Annotated in this window: 17 protein-coding genes; 8 read left to right on the top strand and 9 right to left on the bottom strand. The window is 63.4% G+C overall.

The window, feature by feature from the left end; all coding sequences use genetic code 11:
* Positions 1-5 precede the first annotated feature (5 nt).
* Positions 6-1,745: an adenylate/guanylate cyclase domain-containing protein gene (locus tag AC0L3D_RS15905; RefSeq protein WP_473644995.1), complete on the bottom strand. Its 1,740-nt coding sequence runs from the start codon at positions 1,743-1,745 to the stop codon at positions 6-8.
* A 158-nt stretch (positions 1,746-1,903) separates the two neighbouring features.
* Here AC0L3D_RS15905 and AC0L3D_RS15900 point away from each other — a divergent pair, with 158 nt between their 5' ends.
* On the top strand, positions 1,904-3,145 hold the full coding sequence (locus tag AC0L3D_RS15900) for a YcaO-like family protein (RefSeq protein WP_473644993.1): 1,242 nt from the start codon (positions 1,904-1,906) through the stop codon (positions 3,143-3,145).
* Positions 3,146-3,482: 337 nt separating this feature from the next.
* Here the strand turns inward: AC0L3D_RS15900 and AC0L3D_RS15895 are convergent, their stop codons facing one another.
* Positions 3,483-4,121 carry an NrsF family protein gene (locus AC0L3D_RS15895; protein WP_091593044.1) on the bottom strand — a complete coding sequence of 213 codons (639 nt, stop codon included), beginning with the start codon at positions 4,119-4,121 and terminating at the stop codon, positions 3,483-3,485.
* A 1-nt stretch (position 4,122) separates the two neighbouring features.
* A complete protein-coding gene (locus AC0L3D_RS15890) occupies positions 4,123-4,692 on the bottom strand; it encodes a sigma-70 family RNA polymerase sigma factor (RefSeq protein WP_128246109.1) in 570 nt (189 codons plus the stop codon).
* Between the two features lie 207 nt (positions 4,693-4,899).
* Between AC0L3D_RS15890 and AC0L3D_RS15885 the strand changes: the two genes are divergently transcribed.
* The 3 genes from AC0L3D_RS15885 (at position 4,900) to AC0L3D_RS15875 (ending at position 8,748) form a co-directional block, all read left to right on the top strand.
* Positions 4,900-5,907, top strand: a complete 1,008-nt coding sequence (locus AC0L3D_RS15885; protein ID WP_473629655.1) for an iron ABC transporter substrate-binding protein — start codon at positions 4,900-4,902, stop codon at positions 5,905-5,907.
* Between the two features lie 175 nt (positions 5,908-6,082).
* Positions 6,083-7,669: an ABC transporter permease gene (locus tag AC0L3D_RS15880; RefSeq protein ID WP_473629656.1), complete on the top strand. Its 1,587-nt coding sequence runs from the start codon at positions 6,083-6,085 to the stop codon at positions 7,667-7,669.
* A complete protein-coding gene (locus AC0L3D_RS15875) occupies positions 7,666-8,748 on the top strand; it encodes an ABC transporter ATP-binding protein (RefSeq protein ID WP_473644991.1) in 1,083 nt (360 codons plus the stop codon). Before AC0L3D_RS15880 ends, AC0L3D_RS15875 begins: the two co-directional genes overlap by 4 nt.
* A gap of 39 nt (positions 8,749-8,787) precedes the next feature.
* On the opposite strand, the gene AC0L3D_RS15870 is transcribed toward AC0L3D_RS15875, so the two are convergent.
* The 5 genes from AC0L3D_RS15870 to tlpA form a co-directional block, all read right to left on the bottom strand.
* Positions 8,788-9,855 carry a sn-glycerol-3-phosphate import ATP-binding protein UgpC gene (locus tag AC0L3D_RS15870; RefSeq protein ID WP_473644989.1) on the bottom strand — a complete coding sequence of 356 codons (1,068 nt, stop codon included), beginning with the start codon at positions 9,853-9,855 and terminating at the stop codon, positions 8,788-8,790.
* Between the two features lie 7 nt (positions 9,856-9,862).
* Positions 9,863-10,711 (bottom strand): sn-glycerol-3-phosphate ABC transporter permease UgpE, encoded by an 849-nt coding sequence (ugpE, locus tag AC0L3D_RS15865; protein WP_287212881.1) that lies wholly within the window; start codon positions 10,709-10,711, stop codon positions 9,863-9,865.
* A gap of 8 nt (positions 10,712-10,719) precedes the next feature.
* Positions 10,720-11,604 carry a sn-glycerol-3-phosphate ABC transporter permease UgpA gene (gene ugpA, locus AC0L3D_RS15860; RefSeq protein ID WP_128176137.1) on the bottom strand — a complete coding sequence of 295 codons (885 nt, stop codon included), beginning with the start codon at positions 11,602-11,604 and terminating at the stop codon, positions 10,720-10,722.
* Between the two features lie 84 nt (positions 11,605-11,688).
* On the bottom strand, positions 11,689-12,999 hold the full coding sequence (gene ugpB, locus AC0L3D_RS15855; protein WP_473644987.1) for a sn-glycerol-3-phosphate ABC transporter substrate-binding protein UgpB: 1,311 nt from the start codon (positions 12,997-12,999) through the stop codon (positions 11,689-11,691).
* Between the two features lie 231 nt (positions 13,000-13,230).
* The gene (gene tlpA / locus AC0L3D_RS15850) at positions 13,231-13,917 is read right to left on the bottom strand and encodes a thiol:disulfide interchange protein TlpA (protein WP_473644985.1); all 687 of its coding nucleotides are present in this window, start codon (positions 13,915-13,917) and stop codon (positions 13,231-13,233) included.
* A 34-nt stretch (positions 13,918-13,951) separates the two neighbouring features.
* On the opposite strand from tlpA, the gene argH reads away from it, so the two are divergent.
* From argH to lysA, 3 genes are all read left to right on the top strand, one after another.
* The gene (argH, locus tag AC0L3D_RS15845) at positions 13,952-15,352 is read left to right on the top strand and encodes an argininosuccinate lyase (protein ID WP_473644983.1); all 1,401 of its coding nucleotides are present in this window, start codon (positions 13,952-13,954) and stop codon (positions 15,350-15,352) included.
* A gap of 67 nt (positions 15,353-15,419) precedes the next feature.
* Positions 15,420-15,626 carry a hypothetical protein gene (locus AC0L3D_RS15840; protein ID WP_023797221.1) on the top strand — a complete coding sequence of 69 codons (207 nt, stop codon included), beginning with the start codon at positions 15,420-15,422 and terminating at the stop codon, positions 15,624-15,626.
* Positions 15,627-15,678: 52 nt separating this feature from the next.
* Complete coding sequence (gene lysA, locus AC0L3D_RS15835) at positions 15,679-16,947, top strand: diaminopimelate decarboxylase (RefSeq protein ID WP_473644981.1); 1,269 nt, start codon at positions 15,679-15,681, stop codon at positions 16,945-16,947.
* 75 nt (positions 16,948-17,022) lie between these two features.
* Here lysA and AC0L3D_RS15830 read toward each other — a convergent pair whose 3' ends face one another.
* Positions 17,023-17,325, bottom strand: coding sequence for an ArsR/SmtB family transcription factor (locus tag AC0L3D_RS15830; RefSeq protein WP_419694870.1), 303 nt, complete (start codon positions 17,323-17,325; stop codon positions 17,023-17,025).
* A gap of 50 nt (positions 17,326-17,375) precedes the next feature.
* On the opposite strand from AC0L3D_RS15830, the gene AC0L3D_RS15825 reads away from it, so the two are divergent.
* Entirely contained in the window at positions 17,376-18,317 is a 942-nt protein-coding gene (locus AC0L3D_RS15825; RefSeq protein WP_473644979.1) for a threonine/serine dehydratase, read from the top strand.
* The last annotated feature ends 151 nt before the right edge of the window (positions 18,318-18,468 follow it).

Here is an 18,468-nt window from a genome sequence, read left to right as displayed (position 1 = left end):
CCTACCTACTCCGGCAACCCTGCTTTCCGCATGCCCTTGAGCAGCAGGTTACGGTCCTCCTCCAGCCGGTAAGGTTCCTTGCTGGCGAACCGGACCGCCGAGAAGGACGGCGCGTCTTTCAGCACGACGGACACAAATGAGCCCGCCTCCGCGCTTCGCCCGAGCAGGGCATTCGCGGCAGCCAGATAGACGTTCACCCAGATCGGCATGGTCGACGAGCGGCTCAGCGCCACGACAGCCGGTTCGAAACGGTGGGTGACAAAGAGGGCAAGGCCGCGGAACGGCCAGAACCACGAAGGCTCGTAGAGAGGGTCGAGCACCTTAGCCCGTTTGAACCACTGCAATGCAGAGTCGGGCTCGCCGGAAAATGTGTAGTATGTCCCAAGATATGAGACCTGCTCGGGGTCATTCGGATTGAGTTCGAGAGTACGCGCGTAGAGCTGAGCTGCCACGTCGAAATCGCGGAGGTGGATGAGGATCCAACCCAGGATGTTGAGGCAGACAGGATCGTTGGGAGAAAGCAGGACGGCCTTCTTCGCCATCGCGTGGGCTTCATTGAGAACGGCGTCCGAAGGTCCCACGTCGCGAAACCACTCCAGTTGCTTGCAGTGGGCAAGCTTGGCGTAGGCACGTCCGTAGGTCGGATCGAGCTCAATGGCCCGCTCATACCACTGCCGGGCCTCCGCTTCCGCCGCAATATCGCCCAAGGGCAAGGCGTTGCCTTGAAGCACGCACTCGTAAGCCGCAAGGTTCGCCGGCGGTTTGCGGCGCGCTCTCTCGGCGCCTGCTGCCTTGAGGCGGCCGATGACAGTTCCGACGATCTTTCTGACCAGTCCATCCTGCACGTCGAAGATGTCCTGCTCCTCGCCGTCGTAATGCTCGGCCCACAGACAGTCCCCGGAGGCCGGGTCTACAAGCTCGCAGGACATGCGAATTCGCCGCCCCATTCGGCGGATCGCCCCTTCGATGACGAAATCCACGTCGAAATCCGCAACAAGGGTGGCGAGGGGCACATCCTTGAGCCGCTCCGACGCGTGGTGGGACGCCACCCTCAGCTGCGTAAACCGTGTCAGCTCAGTGGCGACGTCCTCGGTGAATCCATCGCTGAGATAGGGCTGCACGTCGCCTGCGCTCGTGAATGGGCGGATGAGTATCAAGGGCTTGTTCTGGCTTGCCGGCTGACCAGCCGATCTCTGCGGTAGCCCTTTCGGCTTCTGAAACAGCGAATAGACAGGTACCGGGCGCGGAATATTCTTGAGGGACTGTTCGCCTGCGTATTCATACGGCAGCCGAAGCGCGTCGCGAACTTCTTCATGGACCTTGCCGGAAAGACATATGCCGCCAGGGCCGGCGATCTGTTCCAGGCGCGAGGCTATGTTGACCCCGTCCCCAAATACGTCGCCCTCAGCATCGACTATGATATTGCCGAAATTGATGCCGATCCGGAGCAGGATTTCCCGGGCGGCCTCCCCGGATGCCTGGCTGGCAAGCTGCTCCTGGACCTCCACTGCGGACCGGACTGCCCCGACAGCGCTCGGAAATTCGGCGAGGATGCCATCGCCGGCCGTCCTCACAACCCGTCCGTCATGTCGCTTGATCGTGGGGGCGATTTCGTCGCGCAACAGGCGCCTGACTAGCGCAAAGGTGCCTTCTTCGTCGCGGGCCATGAGCGACGAATAGCCGACCACGTCCGCGGCAAGGATGGCCGCCGCACGTCGCTGCAGATTGTTGTCACCCGCTTCCATCGGTACCTTGACAGGTAAGCTTCGTTGACGTGGAGGTCCCATTAGCTGAAGCTTATCTTGCAGCAGTTTGCATCATTCTGTGATGCGTGTCAGCCTGTGCATGAGCGCCTGTACCGCAGTCAGAGGCATGAAATGGCGGGCCGAATGGAAAGTCGATAGTGCCGGACCACAATGCGCTGGAGGCAGGAGGCGGGACCTCCAGTCTGATCTACGGCCCAATTATGATCACCGATCCCACGCTCGGGTGTCCGGTCACTGTTGCGGCGGGCCGCGCCCGAGCGATACGCGAGGATGACCCAACTCCTCGGTTTGTGACGGGATGGGGCACGACCTTTGAAGAGGCGGCAGCCAGATGTCGGCACGAGGCCGACGAGACCTACTTCGCGCAGATGGCTCCAGAGGGACGCATCGTCCGGGGCCCCGCCAGCGAAATGCCCGGGCGCGTCGTCGAGCCGCCAAGGCTCATGCTTTTCAGCGAGGCGCAGTATCAGGGCCGGCTGCGCTGGAACCGGCATGCCGAGGATCACACTATGATCCCGGTCCGGTGGAAGAGATCGCGGCCGCTCGACTGGATTCAAAGCGATCCGCGCTTCAGCACCAGCGTGGCATGGCTGCCAGCCGGATTGTGCTTTCTCGGCTACCCGAACACTGGAGCGGCCGGACTTGCACTGGCCGACTCGAATGGTGTAGCCGCTGGATCGAGCCTCCAGGACGCGGCCGTGCGCGGCTTCTGCGAAGTCGTCGAGCGCGACGCAACTGCAATATGGTGGTATAATCGCTTAGCTTTGCCGCGGATCGACCTGCCGTCGCTCGGCGATGGACTGGTGTCGCAATACGCGCGTTGGCTGCAGTCACAGGATCGCAAATTGCATCTGCTGCACCTCACGCTCGACGTGCCGGTCCCCATTGTCGCTGCCATTTCTCATGACTTCAAAGGAGGTGAAGTCGCGCTCGGCTTCGCCGCCGGCCGATCTACGCTGGAGGCGGCTCGACGTGCAGTGGGCGAGCTAGCAGAGTGCGAGGCAAATCTCGCTCTGCTGAGGGCCGCCGTCTTCTCTGGGACAGCGAAATTCAGCTCGCGGGCGCTACGACTCTACCGTTGGCATCTGAAGGCCACTATTCACCAGCCGCACTTGTCTGGCGGTCCCCCAGTTCAGGCATCGTCAAACGCGTTGCAACTTGATTGGCAATCCTGTGTCGAAATGGCCTGCGTGCGGCAACTCGAGATCTTCGCGATCGACCTGACGGTTGACACCCCTCCGGTTATACGAGTGTTCGTGCCGGGACTTCGCCATACCAAGCCAAGATTCGACGGCGGAAGGCTCTATGATGTCCCTCTGCAACTGGATCTGAAGCCCGAGATAACCGTGGACCTGTCTGACGAGCCCTTTCCCTTCTGATCCACGTCGCCGGGCAGCTTCAACGGAAAGAGCTTGGAGGTTCGGCGGGGGCAGTACGGTCGGTCAGGGAACGTCAGCAACGGTCCGACTCGCTTTGACGATTGCTCTTGGCGCAGCGTGGACCTACAGGGTACGTCTGCCGTTGGGCAGTGGCGGCGGCTCGAAGGGCCGAGATTAGGCGCAATGCCGTCATGCACGGCTCCGTCTGCGAGTCGGCTTCGGGTCGAGGTTGCCGTAGAAGTTCTCCGAACGAAAGGCCGCGACGGGTCGAACTAGATCGTTCAGAATGAACGGGTTCTGACGTTAGAGCATCACGGTCTCCGATCGCAGGCTGTCGCTACCAGCGCACGAAAAGGCGCCCGCCGAGCGCGCCGAGAGCGGCGAGGATGGCAATCGCGATCGTGTACCAGGTGGCGACGAAAAGCGGCGAGTCGTCGAAGCAGTGTGCGGCATAGAAGGTTGCCGCCAGCCCGCCGGCGAGCAGGCCCGCAACGGCTCCGGCAAGCACCGGCCGCGTCGGCGCGCCATAGCGCAGCACCGCCAGGAAGACGGCAAGCGGACCGATGCCGATCAGCGGAATGAAGGTCAGGCAGATAAGCATGTTGCTGCCGACCAGCCGCCTGCCCCAGTCGGCCGCAGGCACCGAAAGGAGTTCCAGACCCACGGCTACGGCCACCAGCAGCGGTGCGGCAATCATCCAGGTCGCCGCCCTGCTCGTTGCTGCACCGGGTGTCGACAGGGCGCGGATCAAGGCGAAGGCGCTGACCGCCAGAGCCGTCGTGAACACAAACTTGGCAACGAAACGCGTCGTATACATGGCGGTGGCGATGTCGGTGCGTGGGCCGATCGCCAGCCAGAAAACCACCGCCGCGATCAGCGTAGCCGCACCTGCGCCTATCCACCAGGCCGAGCCAAGCGGCATCGCCGTGCTGCGGACATCGGCGTCGAGCGCCTTGATGAGATCGTCGGTCCTCATGTCATTCCCGCCTGAACTGTTTGGCCCGCCCGAATTGTTTGGCCCCGAACCGTTTGGCAATGGCGGCGAGACCGCGATGCAGCGACACGCGCACCGCCGTCTCGCTGATGCCGAACCTCGCTGCCGTCTCGCCGATGGAACGGCCTTCGACCGACACCGACGAAACCACCGAACGCTGCGCCGGCGGCAGGCCGTCCAGGGCCCGGGTGATGTCGCGCCCGCTGACCGTTTCGGCCTCCGGTTCGGCGAAGGTCTCTGCGATCTCGTCGATCTCGATCTCGATGCGCCGGCCGCGCCGTCGAAAGGCGTCGATCAGCTTGAAGCGCGCTATGGCGTAGACCCAGGGCAGCACAGGCAGATCCTGGCGCCAGGTATGCCGCTTCACGTGAATGGCCAGCAAGGTTTCCTGCACGACATCCTCGGGATCGACCCCGCCCTGAACGATCTTGCGCCTGATGAAGCCGCGAACCAGAGCAGCCGTCCGGCGCAGAAAGTCGGCGTAGGCCCTTTCATCTCCCGCGATCGCGGCCCGCATCAGCCGGGAAAGCTCGGCCTCGTCCTTGCCGGTCACAAGAGTTCACTCCCCGATAATTCGCGCCTCGGCGCTGATTTGTTACGTGGCCGGCGAAATAATGTCCAAGCCAAAGTAAGGAATATCACGAAGGTTTCACCTCCAGCGCCCGATTACTCAGCTCACCAATGTTGACTGCACCGATCAGGAATTGATAGTGCAGCCATGCTAAATCAAAGACCATCGAGATCGAGCGGGATGACGTCCATGAAACATGCTCTTTCCGTCCTTGCCGGAGCCACAGCACTTGCAATCAGCCTGGTCGCCAGCCCGGTTATGGCCCAGGACAGCGGCATCGTCGTCTACAATGCCCAGCATGAGAGCCTGACCAATGCCTGGGTGGAAGGTTTCACCAAGGAAACCGGCATCAAGGTAACCGTTCGCCACGGCGGCGATAGCGATTTTTCCAACCAGATCGTTGCCGAAGGCGCCGCCTCGCCGGCCGACGTGTTCCTGACGGAAAACTCACCCGCCATGGTGCTGGTCGAGTCATCAGGCCTGTTCGCGCCGGTCGACGCCGACACGCTGGCGCAGATTCCCAACGAGTACCAGCCGGCCAGCGGCAAGTGGGTGGGCATCGCCGCGCGCAGCACCGTCTTTGCTTACAACAAGACCAAGCTGACTGCCGAGCAGTTGCCCAAGTCGCTGCTTGAACTCGCCGATCCGAGCTGGAAGGGACGCTGGGCCGCTTCCCCGTCCGGCGCCGATTTCCAGGCGATCGTCAGCGCGCTTTTGCAGCTCAAGGGTGAGGCCGCAACGGCCGACTGGCTGAAGGCGATGAAGGCGAACTTCACCGCCTACAAAGGCAACAGCACGGTGATGAAGGCGGTCAATGCCGGCGAGGTCGATGGCGGCGTGATCTATCACTATTATTACTACGGCGACCAGGCCAAGACCGGCGAGAACAGCAAGAACGTCGGGCTGCACTATTTCAAGAACCAGGATCCGGGCGCCTTCGTCTCGGTTTCCGGCGGTGGCGTGCTGGCCTCCAGCAAGCACCCGAAGGAAGCCCAGGCCTTCCTGAAATGGGTGACCGGCAAGGGTGGTCAGGACGTGCTGAAGACCGGCAATTCCTTCGAATACGCGGTCGGCAAGGGCGCGCAGTCCAATCCGGCGCTGGTGCCGCTGGCCGATCTGCAGGCGCCGAAGGTCGACGCGACGACGCTGAACTCCAGGAAGGTGACCGACCTGATGACGGCAGCCGGCTTGCTTTAGTTCGCGTTCGTCCTAAAACGGCAGCCGACTGCGCTCCCGCGGGAATTCGCTTCCGCAGGAGCGCTCTGTTTTTCGAGGTGGCATTCGTCCATGACGACAAGCTGCATTTTTGGCCGTGTTTGCGGCTCTGCGAACGTTTCCGCCACCGGGCGGCAACGGCTCGGCGTCTGAGCTGATGCAGCCTGCGGCCGACCTTGCACGTTCAGGCTTGCCGACCGGCATGGAGGCTGTGCATTGGAGGCGCCGGCGGTCGATATCCTGGATTTCGCTCGCCGCCATCCTGGTCTCACTGTTCTCGCTGCTGCCGCTCGCCTTCATCATCTGGATTGCCGTGCAGACCGGCTGGGAAACCGTATCGGCATTGGTCTTCCGGCCACGTGTCGGCGAGCTCCTGGTCAACACCCTGCTTTTGGTGGTGCTGGCGGTGCCGATCTGCATTGTGCTCTCGGTGGCGCTGGCCTGGCTGACCGAACGCAGCAGCCTTCCCGGTGCCCGGCTGTGGGCCTGGCTGTCGGTGGCGCCGCTCGCCATCCCCGCCTTCGTCCACAGTTATGCCTGGATCACCCTGGTGCCGGGACTGCACGGGCTGTGGGCCGGCGTACTGGTTTCCGTCGTCGCCTATTTCCCGTTCCTCTATCTGCCGGTGGCGGCAGCCTTGCGCCGGCTCGATCCTGCTCTCGAAGATGCCGCGGCAGCCGTCGGCCTCGGGCCATGGCGCGTGTTCCGGCGGGTCGTGCTGCCGCAGCTCAGGCTCGCCGTTTGCGGCGGCTCGCTGCTGGTCGGCCTGCATCTCCTGGCCGAGTACGGCCTCTACGTGTTCATCCGCTTCGATACCTTCACCACGGCAATCGTCGACCAGTTCCAGTCGACCTTCAACGGCCCCGCCGCCAACATGCTGGCTGCGGTGCTGGTGACATGCTGTTTCGTGCTGCTCGGGATCGAAGTGCTGGTGCGCGGCGAGGAGCGCTATGCCCGCGTCGGCTCGGGCGCCGCGCGGCAGCAGCAACGCACAAGGCTCGGCCGCGCCACCATCCCCTGCCTGCTGCTGCCGGTCGTCACCACGCTGCTGGCACTCGGCGTGCCGTTCGTCACCATCGGCCGCTGGCTTGTGGCCGGCGGCGCCGATGTCTGGCGCCTCGATGAGATCGGCCTGGCGCTCGGCCAGACCCTGTTCCTGGCGCTCGCCGGCGCCCTGCTTGCCACTATCGCCGCCATGCCGATGGCGTGGATCTCGATCCGCGCGCCGGGGCCGCTGCAGCGCCTTCTGGAGGGCTGCAACTACATCGTCGGCTCGCTGCCAGGCGTCGTCGTGGCGCTGGCACTGGTCACCATCACGGTTCGCATCGCTCTGCCGCTCTATCAGACCCTGTTCACGATCCTCGTTGCCTATGCGCTGATGTTCCTGCCGCGCGCCCTGATCAGCCTGCGGGCGTCGATCGCGCAGGCGCCGGTCGAGCTCGAACGCGCCGCCGCCAGTCTCGGCCGGCCACCGCTCAGGGCGCTGTGGTCGACGACGATCCGCCTGTCGGCGCCGGGTGCCGCGGCGGGCATGGCGCTGGTGGCGCTCGGCATCATGAACGAATTGACCGCCACGCAGATGCTGGCGCCCAACGGCACCCGCACGCTGGCGATGGCGTTCTGGGCCCACAGCGGCGAGATCGACTATGCGTCCGCCGCACCTTACGCGCTCATCATGGTGGCGATGTCGCTGCCGCTGACCTGGCTGCTCTACGTTCAGTCGAAGCGGATGGCCGGGCGATGAGCTTCCTCGAACTCACCGATGTGCACAAGCACTACGGCCCGGTGGCCGCACTGGCCGGCGTCGACCTCAGTGTGGCCAGCGGCAGCCGCACGGCGATCGTCGGACCGTCCGGCTGCGGCAAGACGACCCTGCTGCGGTTGATCGCCGGCTTCGAAGCGCCGGACCAGGGTCGCATCGTGCTCGACGGCGAGGTGCTGGCCAATGGCGACGCCGCGGTGCCGGCATATCGGCGCGGCATCGGCGTGGTGGCGCAGGACGGCGCCCTGTTCCCGCATCTGAGCATCGCCGCCAATATCGGTTTCGGCATGCGGCATCACCAGGACAAGCGCAGCGAGCGTATCGCCGAGCTCGCCTATATCGTCGGGCTCGATAAGGCGATCCTGAAACGGCGGCCGCACGAGCTCTCAGGCGGCCAGCAGCAGCGTGTGGCGTTGGCCCGCGCCATGGCCATGAAGCCGCGGCTGATGCTGCTCGACGAGCCGTTCTCGGCGCTCGACACCGGCCTGCGCGCCTCGATGCGCAAGGCGGTGGCCGAGCTTCTGGAGACCGCCGGCATCACCACGATCCTGGTCACGCACGACCAGGCCGAGGCGCTGTCCTTTGCCAGCCAGGTCGCGGTGATGCGCGACGGCAAATTCTCGCAGGTCGGCACGCCGCGCGAGCTTTATCTCAAGCCGAAGGACCGGATGGTCGCCGAATTCCTCGGCGACGCCATCATCCTGCCGGCCAGGATCGCGGACGGCTTCGCCAGCTCGCCGCTCGGCCGCATCGCCGTCGACAGCACCGAGCGGCGCGATCTCGTCCGCATCATGCTGCGGCCGGAACAGGTGCTTTTGAAACGGACATCGCGCGAAGGCATGTCGGGCACGGCGGACATGCTGTTCGGCGAGGTGACGGAATCCGAATTCGCCGGCTCGATGTGCACCATCGCGGTGCGGCTCTTGAACAGTCCCGATCCGCCGGACGCAGCCGCGATCGGCAACACGCCACTGGTCCTGCGCAAGCCGGGCATGGACACACCGACGGTTGGCGAGATCGTCCGACTGACGGTGTCGGGCAAGGCGCATGTGTTTGCCTGAACGCTCGGGTAGCGCGCCGATCAGGCCGACAGGCCGGCTTCAATCGACCCGCTTGCCGGCCTGATCGAACCAGTGCAGCTTTTCGGCAATGGCCACGACACGCAACTGGTCGCCGGGCTTTGCGGTGGCGCGCCCTGAGACGCGCACGATGATACGGCTGCCGGCTGCGGCGCAGTGAAGAAAGCTTTCGGCCCCGACCGGCTCGACCGCTTCGACTGTCGCCGGCAGGACGAGCGCACCGGACAGCGCCTCCGCATTGAAGGTGACGTCGGCATCTTCAGGGCGAAACCCCAGCGTCACGGCTTGTGTTCCGGGAGCCGCAAAGCCGATCGCGGTTCCGTCAGCCAGCATCGGGCCTGAGGAACTTCCGGTCAGCGCCAGAAGATTCATCGGCGGCGCGCCGATGAAGGAAGCGACGAAGATCGACGCCGGCTTTTCGTAGATGTCGAGCGGCGCGCCCGTTTGCTCGACCCGCCCGGCGTTCATGACAACAAGGATGTCGGCCAGCGTCATCGCCTCGAGCTGGTCGTGAGTGACATAGACCGAGGTGACGCCGAGCGTGCGCTGCAGGTTCTTGATCTCGACCCGCATCTGCCCGCGCAATTTGGCATCGAGATTGCTGAGCGGCTCGTCGAACAGGAAGACTTTCGGATTGCGCACGATGGCGCGGCCCATGGCGACACGCTGGCGTTGACCGCCGGAAAGCTCGCGCGGCCGCCGGTCGAGCAGCGCCGAAAGCTCCAGCACCTTGGCGGTCGAACGCACCCTGCTGTCGATCTCGTCCTTCGGCGTGCCGCGATTGCGCAGGCCATAGGCCATGTTGTCATAGACTTTCATATGCGGGTAAAGCGCGTAGTTCTGGAACACCATGGCGATGTCGCGCTCGGTCGGGCCGATGGCGTTGACCACCTTGCCGTCGATGGCGACTGTGCCGGCGGAAATGGTCTCCAAACCGGCGATCATCCTCAGCAGCGTGGACTTGCCGCAACCGGAGGGGCCGACCAGCACGCAAAGCTCCTTGTCGGGAATGGCGATGGAAACCCCCTTCACGGCTTCGACGCCGCTCGGATAGACCTTCTTCACGTCCTTCAGATCGACGGTCGCCATCAGCTTCTCACTTTTCGGATTCGACCAGGCCGCGCACGAACCAGCGTTGCATCAGCACCACCACCAGGATCGGCGGCACGATGGCCAGCATCGCGGTGACCATGACCAGGTGCCATTCGGTATCGGCATCGGCAAAGGAAACCATCTTTCTCAACGCGATGACGATGGTGTTCATGTCGTTGCTGTTGGTGACCAACAGCGGCCAAAGATACTGCGTCCAGCCGTAGATGAAGAGGATCACGAACAGCGCCGCGATGTTGGTGCGCGACAATGGCAACAGGATATCGAAGAAGAAGCGCCATGGCCCGGCGCCGTCGACGCGCGCCGCCTCGAGCAATTCCCCCGGTATGGTCATGAAGAACTGGCGGAACAGCAGCGTCGCGGTGGCCGAGGCGATCAGCGGGATGATCAGGCCGGCATAGGTGTCGATCATGCCGAGATCGACCATCACCTTGTAGGTCGGCAGGATGCGCACCTCGACGGGAAGCATCAAGGTGATGAAGATCAGCCAGAAGAAGGTCATGCGCAGGGGAAAGCGGAAGAAAACGATCGCATAGGCCGACAAGATCGAAATGCAGATCTTTCCCACCGCAACACCGAGCGCCATGATCGTGGTGTTGAGGAGCAGTTGGCCGACGCTGACACCGCCGATGCGGCCAATGCCGCCGAACAGCGCCTCGCTGTAGTTGTTCCACAGCTGGCCGCCGGGCAAGAGCGGCAGCGGCGGCCTGAGGATGGTTTGCAGCGTGTGTGTCGAGGCAACGAACGTGTAGTAGATCGGGAAAGCCACGATCAATATGCCGAGGATAAGCACGGCATGGGCGATGAAAGTGCGGAGCGGGGACTGGCCGATCATCGCTGCCCTCAGCCGTAATGGACTTTGCGTTCCACGTAGCGGAACTGGATAGCGGTGAGCGCAATGACGATTGCCATCAGGATGACCGACTGCGCCGCCGAGTCGCCCAGGATCAGATTGACGAAGCCGTCATTGTAGACCTTGTAGACCAGCGTCTCGGTCGCCTTGCCCGGCCCGCCGCCGGTGACGGCATGAACGATGCCGAACGTATCGAACAGGGCATAGACGGTGTTGACGACCAGCAGGAAAAAGGTGGTCGGCGCGAGCAGCGGGAAGACGATGGTCCAGAAGCGCTTGGTCTCGCCGGCGCCGTCCATGGCCGCCGCCTCGATCAGCGTTTTCGGCACTGCCTGCAGACCGGCGACGAAGAACAGGAAATTGTAGCTGATCTGCTTCCAGGCAGCCGCCGACACCAGCAGGATCATGGCGTGGGTGCCGTTGAGCAGCGGGTCCCAGGCGATGCCGAGGCTTCGCAGCAAATAGGCCAACGAGCCGATTGAAGGATTGAACAGAAAAAGCCACAGCATGCCGGCAATCGCCGGCGCCACGGCATAGGGCCAAATCAACAGGGTGCGGTAGAGGCCTTTGCCGCGCACCGCCTTCTCGGCCATGACCGCAAGCAGCAGGGCCACGCACATCGCGACGATCGCGGTCGCAAGCGAGAACACCACGGTGACCTTGATCGAATTGAGGTAGGCCGGATCGGCCAGCACCTTGCGGAAATTGGCAAACCAGACAAACCTGGTCCTCAGCCCGAACGGATCCTGTCTGAGCATCGACTGGTAAAGCGCCTGACCGGCCGGCCAGTAGAAGAAAACCAGTGTTATGGCGAGTTGTGGCGCCACCAGAAGATAGGGCAGGATCTTGTTGGGAAAGACGACGCGGGGAGACAGGCTGATTTCCTTCGCTATCTCGGGGACGCCCACGCGAACTCGCGTGGGCGAATATTCAAACAGACACCAACCGAGATAAACTCGTCAGTTCTCCAGCGCTTCCTTGATTGCGGCGTTGCCGCGCGTAACCGCGTTGTCAAGCGCCTGCTGAGCGGTTTGCTGGCCGGCCAGCATCTTCTCGAACTCCTCGTTCTGGATATCGCGCACCTGCGGCAGGTTCGGCAGGCGCACGCCCTTCGAGTTGTCGGTCGGCGCCTTGCCAGTCATTTGCAGGATGGGTGTCTCACGGCCGGGGTTCTCGTCATAGAAGCCCGATTTCTTGGTCGCCTCGTAGGCAGCAAGCGTCACCGGCAGGTATCCCGACTTCTGGTGCAGATATTCCTGCACATCGGTCTTGGACAGGTAGGCGAAGAACGCCGCGACACCCTTGTATTGCTCGTCCGACTTGGCACCGAACACCCACAGGCTGGCGCCGCCCGGCGTGGTGTTCTGCGGTGCGCCCTTGGCGTCGCTGTCGTAGGGAAGCTGGCCGATGCCGTAGTTCATGCCGGACTTGACGATGTCGCCAAGGCCGCCCGACGATTCGGTGAAGATGCCGCATTCGCCGGCGAGGAATATCTGCTTGGCTTCGGAGGTGCGCCCGCCATATTTGAAGGTGCCATCCTTGGCGAGATCCGCGAGCGCCTGGAAGTGGTTGACAAAAATCGGCGCGTTGATCTTGAGTTCGACATCGCCGCCGGCCAGGCCGTTCTGCTGGGTCGCCCACGACACATCATTCCACGCCGCGAAATTCTCCAGATGGATCCAGGTCAGCCAGGTCGAGGTATAGCCACAAGGGGCGGCGCCGCTCGTCTTGATCTTCTTGGCGGCTTCCCACACCTCGTTCCAGGTCTTGGGCGGGTTGTTCACGTCGAGGCCGGCCTTCTGGAAGATGTCCTTATTGTAGTAGAGGATCGGCGAGGAGGAGTTGTAGGGGAAGGACAGCATGGTGCCGTCCGGCTTCGAATAATAGCCGACGATACCGGGCAGGTACTGGCTCTTGTCGAAGGTCATCCCGGCACCGGTCATCACCTCGGCCACCGGCTTGATCGCACCCTCGGCCGCCATCATCACGCCGGTGCCGACGTCGAACACCTGGAGGATGTCGGGCGCCTGGCCGGCGCGGAAAGCGGCGATGCCGGCGTTCAGCGTCTCCGGATAGGTGCCCTTGAACACCGGAACCAGTTCATAGTCGCTCTGGCTGGCGTTGAAATCCTTGGAGATCTTGCCGACGACCTCGGCGTTGGCGCCGGTCATGGCGTGCCACCAGCTGATCTGCGTGACGGCGAAGGCGGAGGTGGTGGAAAGCAGGGTCAAGGTGGCGGCGACACCGGCCGCGAAGCCGAAGAACTTCATGTTTCATCTCCCGTTTGTCATTGGCGAAAGGGGCACTCTCGCAAAGCCAATATGTGCCGCCCGTGACAATTGGACAACGGTTTTGTTGCGGACCGATGAACTTGATTTCCACTTAAAGTAGCGCACGCTTCCGAATAGGAGCCGGTGGAAAGGAATTGCCAAGCCGGCTTACGAACAAACCGGCAATAATCGCCGGCGCCTAAAAGCGCGTCGCACTTTGCGCGACATGCATTAGTCCGACTTGCCGAGCGCCGTCTCGACCAGCCGCTTGGCGTCCGGGCTCGACCATTCTGCCGGGCCGTTCATGTGGGCAATCAGGCAGCCTTCACCGTCGATCAGCATGGTGACCGGCAGGCCGAGCGCCAGGCCGCGTGTCTTGAGATCGTTGAACAGCGCCATCGTCGAATCGCGGTAGTAGCCGAGCGCCTTGACGCCGGTCTCCTCGAGGAACTTCTTCGGCTTGCTGTCGTCGCCGGCATCGACATTGACCGCGACGACCTCGAAGGCATCGCTGCCCATTTCGTTCTGCAGCGCGTCGAGCGCCGGCATTTCGGCGCGGCAGGGCGCGCACCATGTCGCCCACAGATTGAGCAGCACCGTCTTGCCGGCATGGTCGGCGAGCGTCATCGGCTTGCCGTCGGGGCTGTTGAAGGCAAGGCCCTTCAGCGATTGCGGCGGATCGGCCGGCAAAAGTGCTGCAACCTGGCCGGTGGCAGCCGCCGCGACCGTCTTGGCGCGGTCGGACTTGGCGGCGCAGGCGACATCGTCCTTGCTGTCGCCGACCGCGACTTGAGCGGGGGCGTTGTTGCCAGAACCGCTTTCGCTGACATATACCGCGACCGCGCCGGCCAGCACGCCTGCCACCAAAGCGGCGAGGATGAGGCGCGGGGCCGGGAAAAATCGATTGCCGTCTGCCATTTTTTAAAACTGCTCCGGAGCACGGGTTATAGCGATGAGCGACAAGAAGGCCAGCAACCAGATGTGGGGCGGACGTTTTGCCTCGGGTCCGGCCGCGATTATGGAAGCGATCAACGCGTCGATCTCGTTCGACCGCAAACTCTACGCGCAGGATATCAGAGGCTCGATCGCCCACAGCGAGATGCTGGCGCAAACCGGCATTATTTCGGCGGCCGATCAAGAAAAAATCGCTCACGGGCTGAACACGATCCTGGCAGAGATCGAAGCCGGCACGTTCGAGTTCTCGACCAGGCTGGAAGACATCCACATGAATGTCGAGGCCCGCCTTGCCGAGCTGATCGGCCCGGCTGCCGGCCGCCTGCATACCGCCCGTTCGCGCAACGACCAGGTGGCGGTCGATCTCAGGCTATGGGTCAAGGACGAGTACTTTCGCGTCGCCGAGGCGCTGAAGGGCCTGATCACGGCGTTCCTGGAGCGGGCCGAGGAGCATGCGGCAACGGTGATGCCGGGCTTCACCCACATGCAGGCGGCTCAGCCGGTAACCTTCGGCCATCACTGCATGGCCTATGTCGAGATGTTCTCGCGCGACCTGTCGCGTGTTCGCGACGCTATCGAACGGATGGACGAAAGCCCGCTCGGTGCGGCCGCGCTTGCCGGCACCAGCTTTCCGATCGACCGGCACCAGACGGCCAAGGCGCTCGGCTTCCGTGAGCCGATGCGCAATTCCCTGGACAGCGTTTCGGACCGCGATTTCGCGCTCGAGTTTTTGGGGCTGGCGGCGATCTGCGCGACGCATCTGTCGCGACTGGCCGAAGAAATCATCATCTGGTCGACGCCGCAATTCGGCTTCGTCAGGCTGTCGGACTCATTCTCCACCGGCTCCTCGATCATGCCGCAGAAAAAGAACCCCGACGCCGCCGAGCTGGTGCGCGGCAAGACCGGCCGCGTCACCGGCCATCTGGTTGGCCTGCTGACTGTCATGAAGGGCATGCCGCTGACCTACGGCAAGGACATGCAGGAAGACAAGGAATCCGTGTTCGACGCCGCCGAGACGCTCGACCTGATGCTGGCGGCGATGACCGGCATGGTGCGCGACATGACGGTGAATGCCGCCGCCATGAAGAAGGCCGCCGGGTCAGGCTATGCGACCGCGACCGATCTTGCCGACTGGCTGGTGCGTAGCCTCGGTCTGCCGTTCCGCGAAGCGCACCACTTCACCGGCCGCGCCGTAGCGCTGGCCGAAGAAAGGAAGATCGGGCTCGACAGGCTGCCGCTGGAAGACTTGCAGTCCATTCACCCCGGCATCACGACGGACGTGTTTTCGGTGCTTGCCGTGCAGAACTCGGTGAAGAGCCGCACGAGCTTCGGCGGCACCGCGCCGTCGGAAGTGAGGAAGCAGATCCGCTACTGGAAAAAGCGCATTGCCAGGGCGTGATGCCGGGGTGCAATGCCGGAAAAACTCGGCTAAAAGCGGCGGGCAAAAGTTTCGGACGGATGGATCGATGACCGCAAGCAGGATTTTGGTGACGCTGACGCTGCTGGCGGCGCTGGCAACCGTAACGGCCTGCGGTAGGAAAGCCGGGCTCGATACGCCCTATGAGGCGGCCGTGCAGGCGCGCAAGGATGCCCAAAAGGCAGAGCAGCCCGTGCCGCCGGAGCCGGAAAAACCGGTCGAGGACAAAAAGTTCATTCTCGATCCGTTGATCTAGAGCCGATGAGATCGGCCGATCTCGTCGTGCTCCAACTTCCGGAACCACTCTCGTGAACCATTTCGACTACCGCGACGGCGTGCTGCATGCCGAGGACGTGGCGATATCAGAGATCGCCGCAAGCATCGGCACGCCGTTCTATTGCTATTCGACGGCGACGCTGACCAGGCATTTCCGCGTGTTTGCGCAGGCCTTTGCCGGGCTCGACGCGCTGGTCTGCTATGCCATGAAGGCGAATTCCAACCAGGCTGTGCTAAAAATCCTGGCAAAACTCGGTGCCGGCGCCGACGTGGTCTCGGAAGGCGAACTGCGCCGCGCGCTGGCCGCCGGCATTCCGGCCAACAAGATCCTGTTTTCCGGCGTCGGCAAGACCGCGCGCGAAATGGATCTTGCACTCTCGGCCAGCATTTTGTGCTTCAACGTCGAATCCGAGCCTGAACTGGAATTGCTGTCGGCCCAAGCCGCGGCGCTGGGCAAGGTGGCGCCGATCTCGCTGCGCATCAACCCGGATGTCGATGCCAAGACCCACAAGAAGATCTCCACCGGCAGGGCCGAGAACAAGTTCGGAATTCCCTGGCAGAAGGCGCGAAAGGTCTATGCCCGCGCAGCTGAGCTGCCTGGCATCAAGGTCACCGGCATCGACACTCATATCGGCAGCCAGATCACCGAGTTGCAGCCCTTCGACGACGCCTTTGCGCTGCTGGTGGAACTGGTCGGCGTGCTGCGCGCCGACGGGCACGCCATCGAGCATATCGACCTCGGCGGCGGCCTCGGCATTCCCTACCGCGTCGACAACAGCCCGCCTCCCCTGCCGGACGCTTATGCTCAGATTGTCAAGAAGCACGTCGCCAAGCTCGGGCTGAAGGTGATGTTCGAGCCGGGCCGGCTGATATCAGGCAATGCCGGCATCCTGGTCTCGCAGGTGATCTTCGTGAAGGAGGGCGACGCCAGGAATTTCCTGGTCGTCGACGCCGCGATGAACGATCTGATCCGGCCGACGCTCTATGACGCCTTCCATGACATCAAGCCGGTGGTGCAGCAGCCGGCCGCGGCGCCGCGCATGACGGTCGACGTGGTCGGCCCGGTCTGCGAGACCGGCGATTATCTCGGCCTCGACCGCGACCTGCCGCGGCTGAAGGCCGGCGACCTGATCGCCGTCGCCACCGCCGGCGCCTATGGCGCGGTGCAGGCCGGCACCTACAACACCAGGCCGCTGGTGCCTGAAGTGCTGGTCGACGGCGACCGTTTCCATGTCGTGCGCCGGCGCCAGACCTATGACGAGCTGATCGGCCTGGATTCGCTGCCCGATTGGCTTGAATAGACCCATGATCCCGAAAAAGTGAGAACCGGTTTTCGGAAAGGATCATGGTCAAACAAGAATAGATCGTCTGCGGCGCTACAGCCGGTGCTGGAGGAGCGCCCTGGTCTCGGCGATCCTGCCTTCGTCGCGGCGATAGAACGTCCACTGCTTGATACGCTTGCTGCGCAGAAGGCCGGCCTGGGTCAGCACCCGCATATGCTCGCTGAGCGTCGCCTGGGTGATGCCAAGCTTTTCCGCAATCAGCAGCGCGCAGACGCCGTCCTCGACCAGATCGCCATCGGTCTGCGGCGGAAAATGCTCGCGCGGATCCTTCAGCCAATCGAGGATTTGCAGCCTGCGCTCGTTGGCGATCGCCTTGAAGACATCAATCTCTTGCATTTAGCCATTTTGCTAAGTTACTAAGTGATGTCAACCCTTGGGAGCAGACCATGCTGAACGGCAATAGCATCACCCGCGAACGCATCGCCGCAATGGAACCGCGCATCCGGCCCTTCGTGCGCCACACGCCGGTGCTGCGCGTCGACATGGCCGATTTCGGCCGTCCGCCTCTTGGCGTCGACCTGAAGCTCGAATGCCTGCAGCATTCCGGCTCGTTCAAGGCGCGCGGCGCGTTCACCAATCTTTTCGAGCGGCCGGTTCCCAAGGCTGGCGTCGTCGCCGCATCGGGCGGCAATCATGGTGCCGCGGTCGCCTACGCTGCCATGCGGCTCGGCCACAAGGCGACCATCTTCGTTCCCGAAGTCAGCCCGCCGGCCAAGCTCGAACGCATCCGCGGCTATGGCGCCGAGTTGGTCGTCGGTGGCGCGCGCTATGCCGAAGCGCTGGCCGCCAGCGAAGACTTTGCCGAAAGGTCCGGCGCGCTGCAGATCCATGCGTTCAACCAGGAGGAAACGCTGATCGGGCAAGGCACGCTCGGCCTTGAGATCGAGACCGACCTGCCTGAACTCGACACGCTGCTGGTCGCCGTAGGCGGCGGCGGCCTGATCGGCGGCATCGCCGCCTGGTTTGCCGGCCGCATCACGACCATCGCCGTCGAGCCGGAGGGCGCGCCGACGCTTCATCGCGCCTTCGAGGCCGGCCGGCCCGTCGATGCGCCGACTGAGGGCATCGCCGCCGATTCGCTGGCGCCGAAGCGCGTCGGCGAAATGATGTTTCCGATCGCCGAGGCCTTCGTCGAGCGTTCCATACTGGTCAGCGACGACGAGATCATCGCCGCGCAGGCGGCGCTTTGGGACCGGGTGCGAATCATCTCCGAGCCGGGCGGCGCAGCGGCCTTCGCGGCGCTCCTGTCCGGCCGCTACGTGCCGGCTGCGGGCGAGCGTGTCGCCGTGCTGGTCTGCGGCGCAAACGCCAATCCGGCTAAATTCTGACGATAGCGGGGGCAGTCCTGTTCACGTTTTAGGGAACTGCCTCGCCTTCGCCGTGTTTCTTGGTATGTTTGGAGCGACGTGCATCTAAGACTTTGAGTCCTTCGCATCCGATTTTCGGGCCGGTGCGATAGATTTGTGAGGTTCGGGTTAT

Source organism: Mesorhizobium sp. WSM4837, from assembly GCF_055811435.1.
This window is presented reverse-complemented; position numbering and strand designations above follow the sequence as displayed.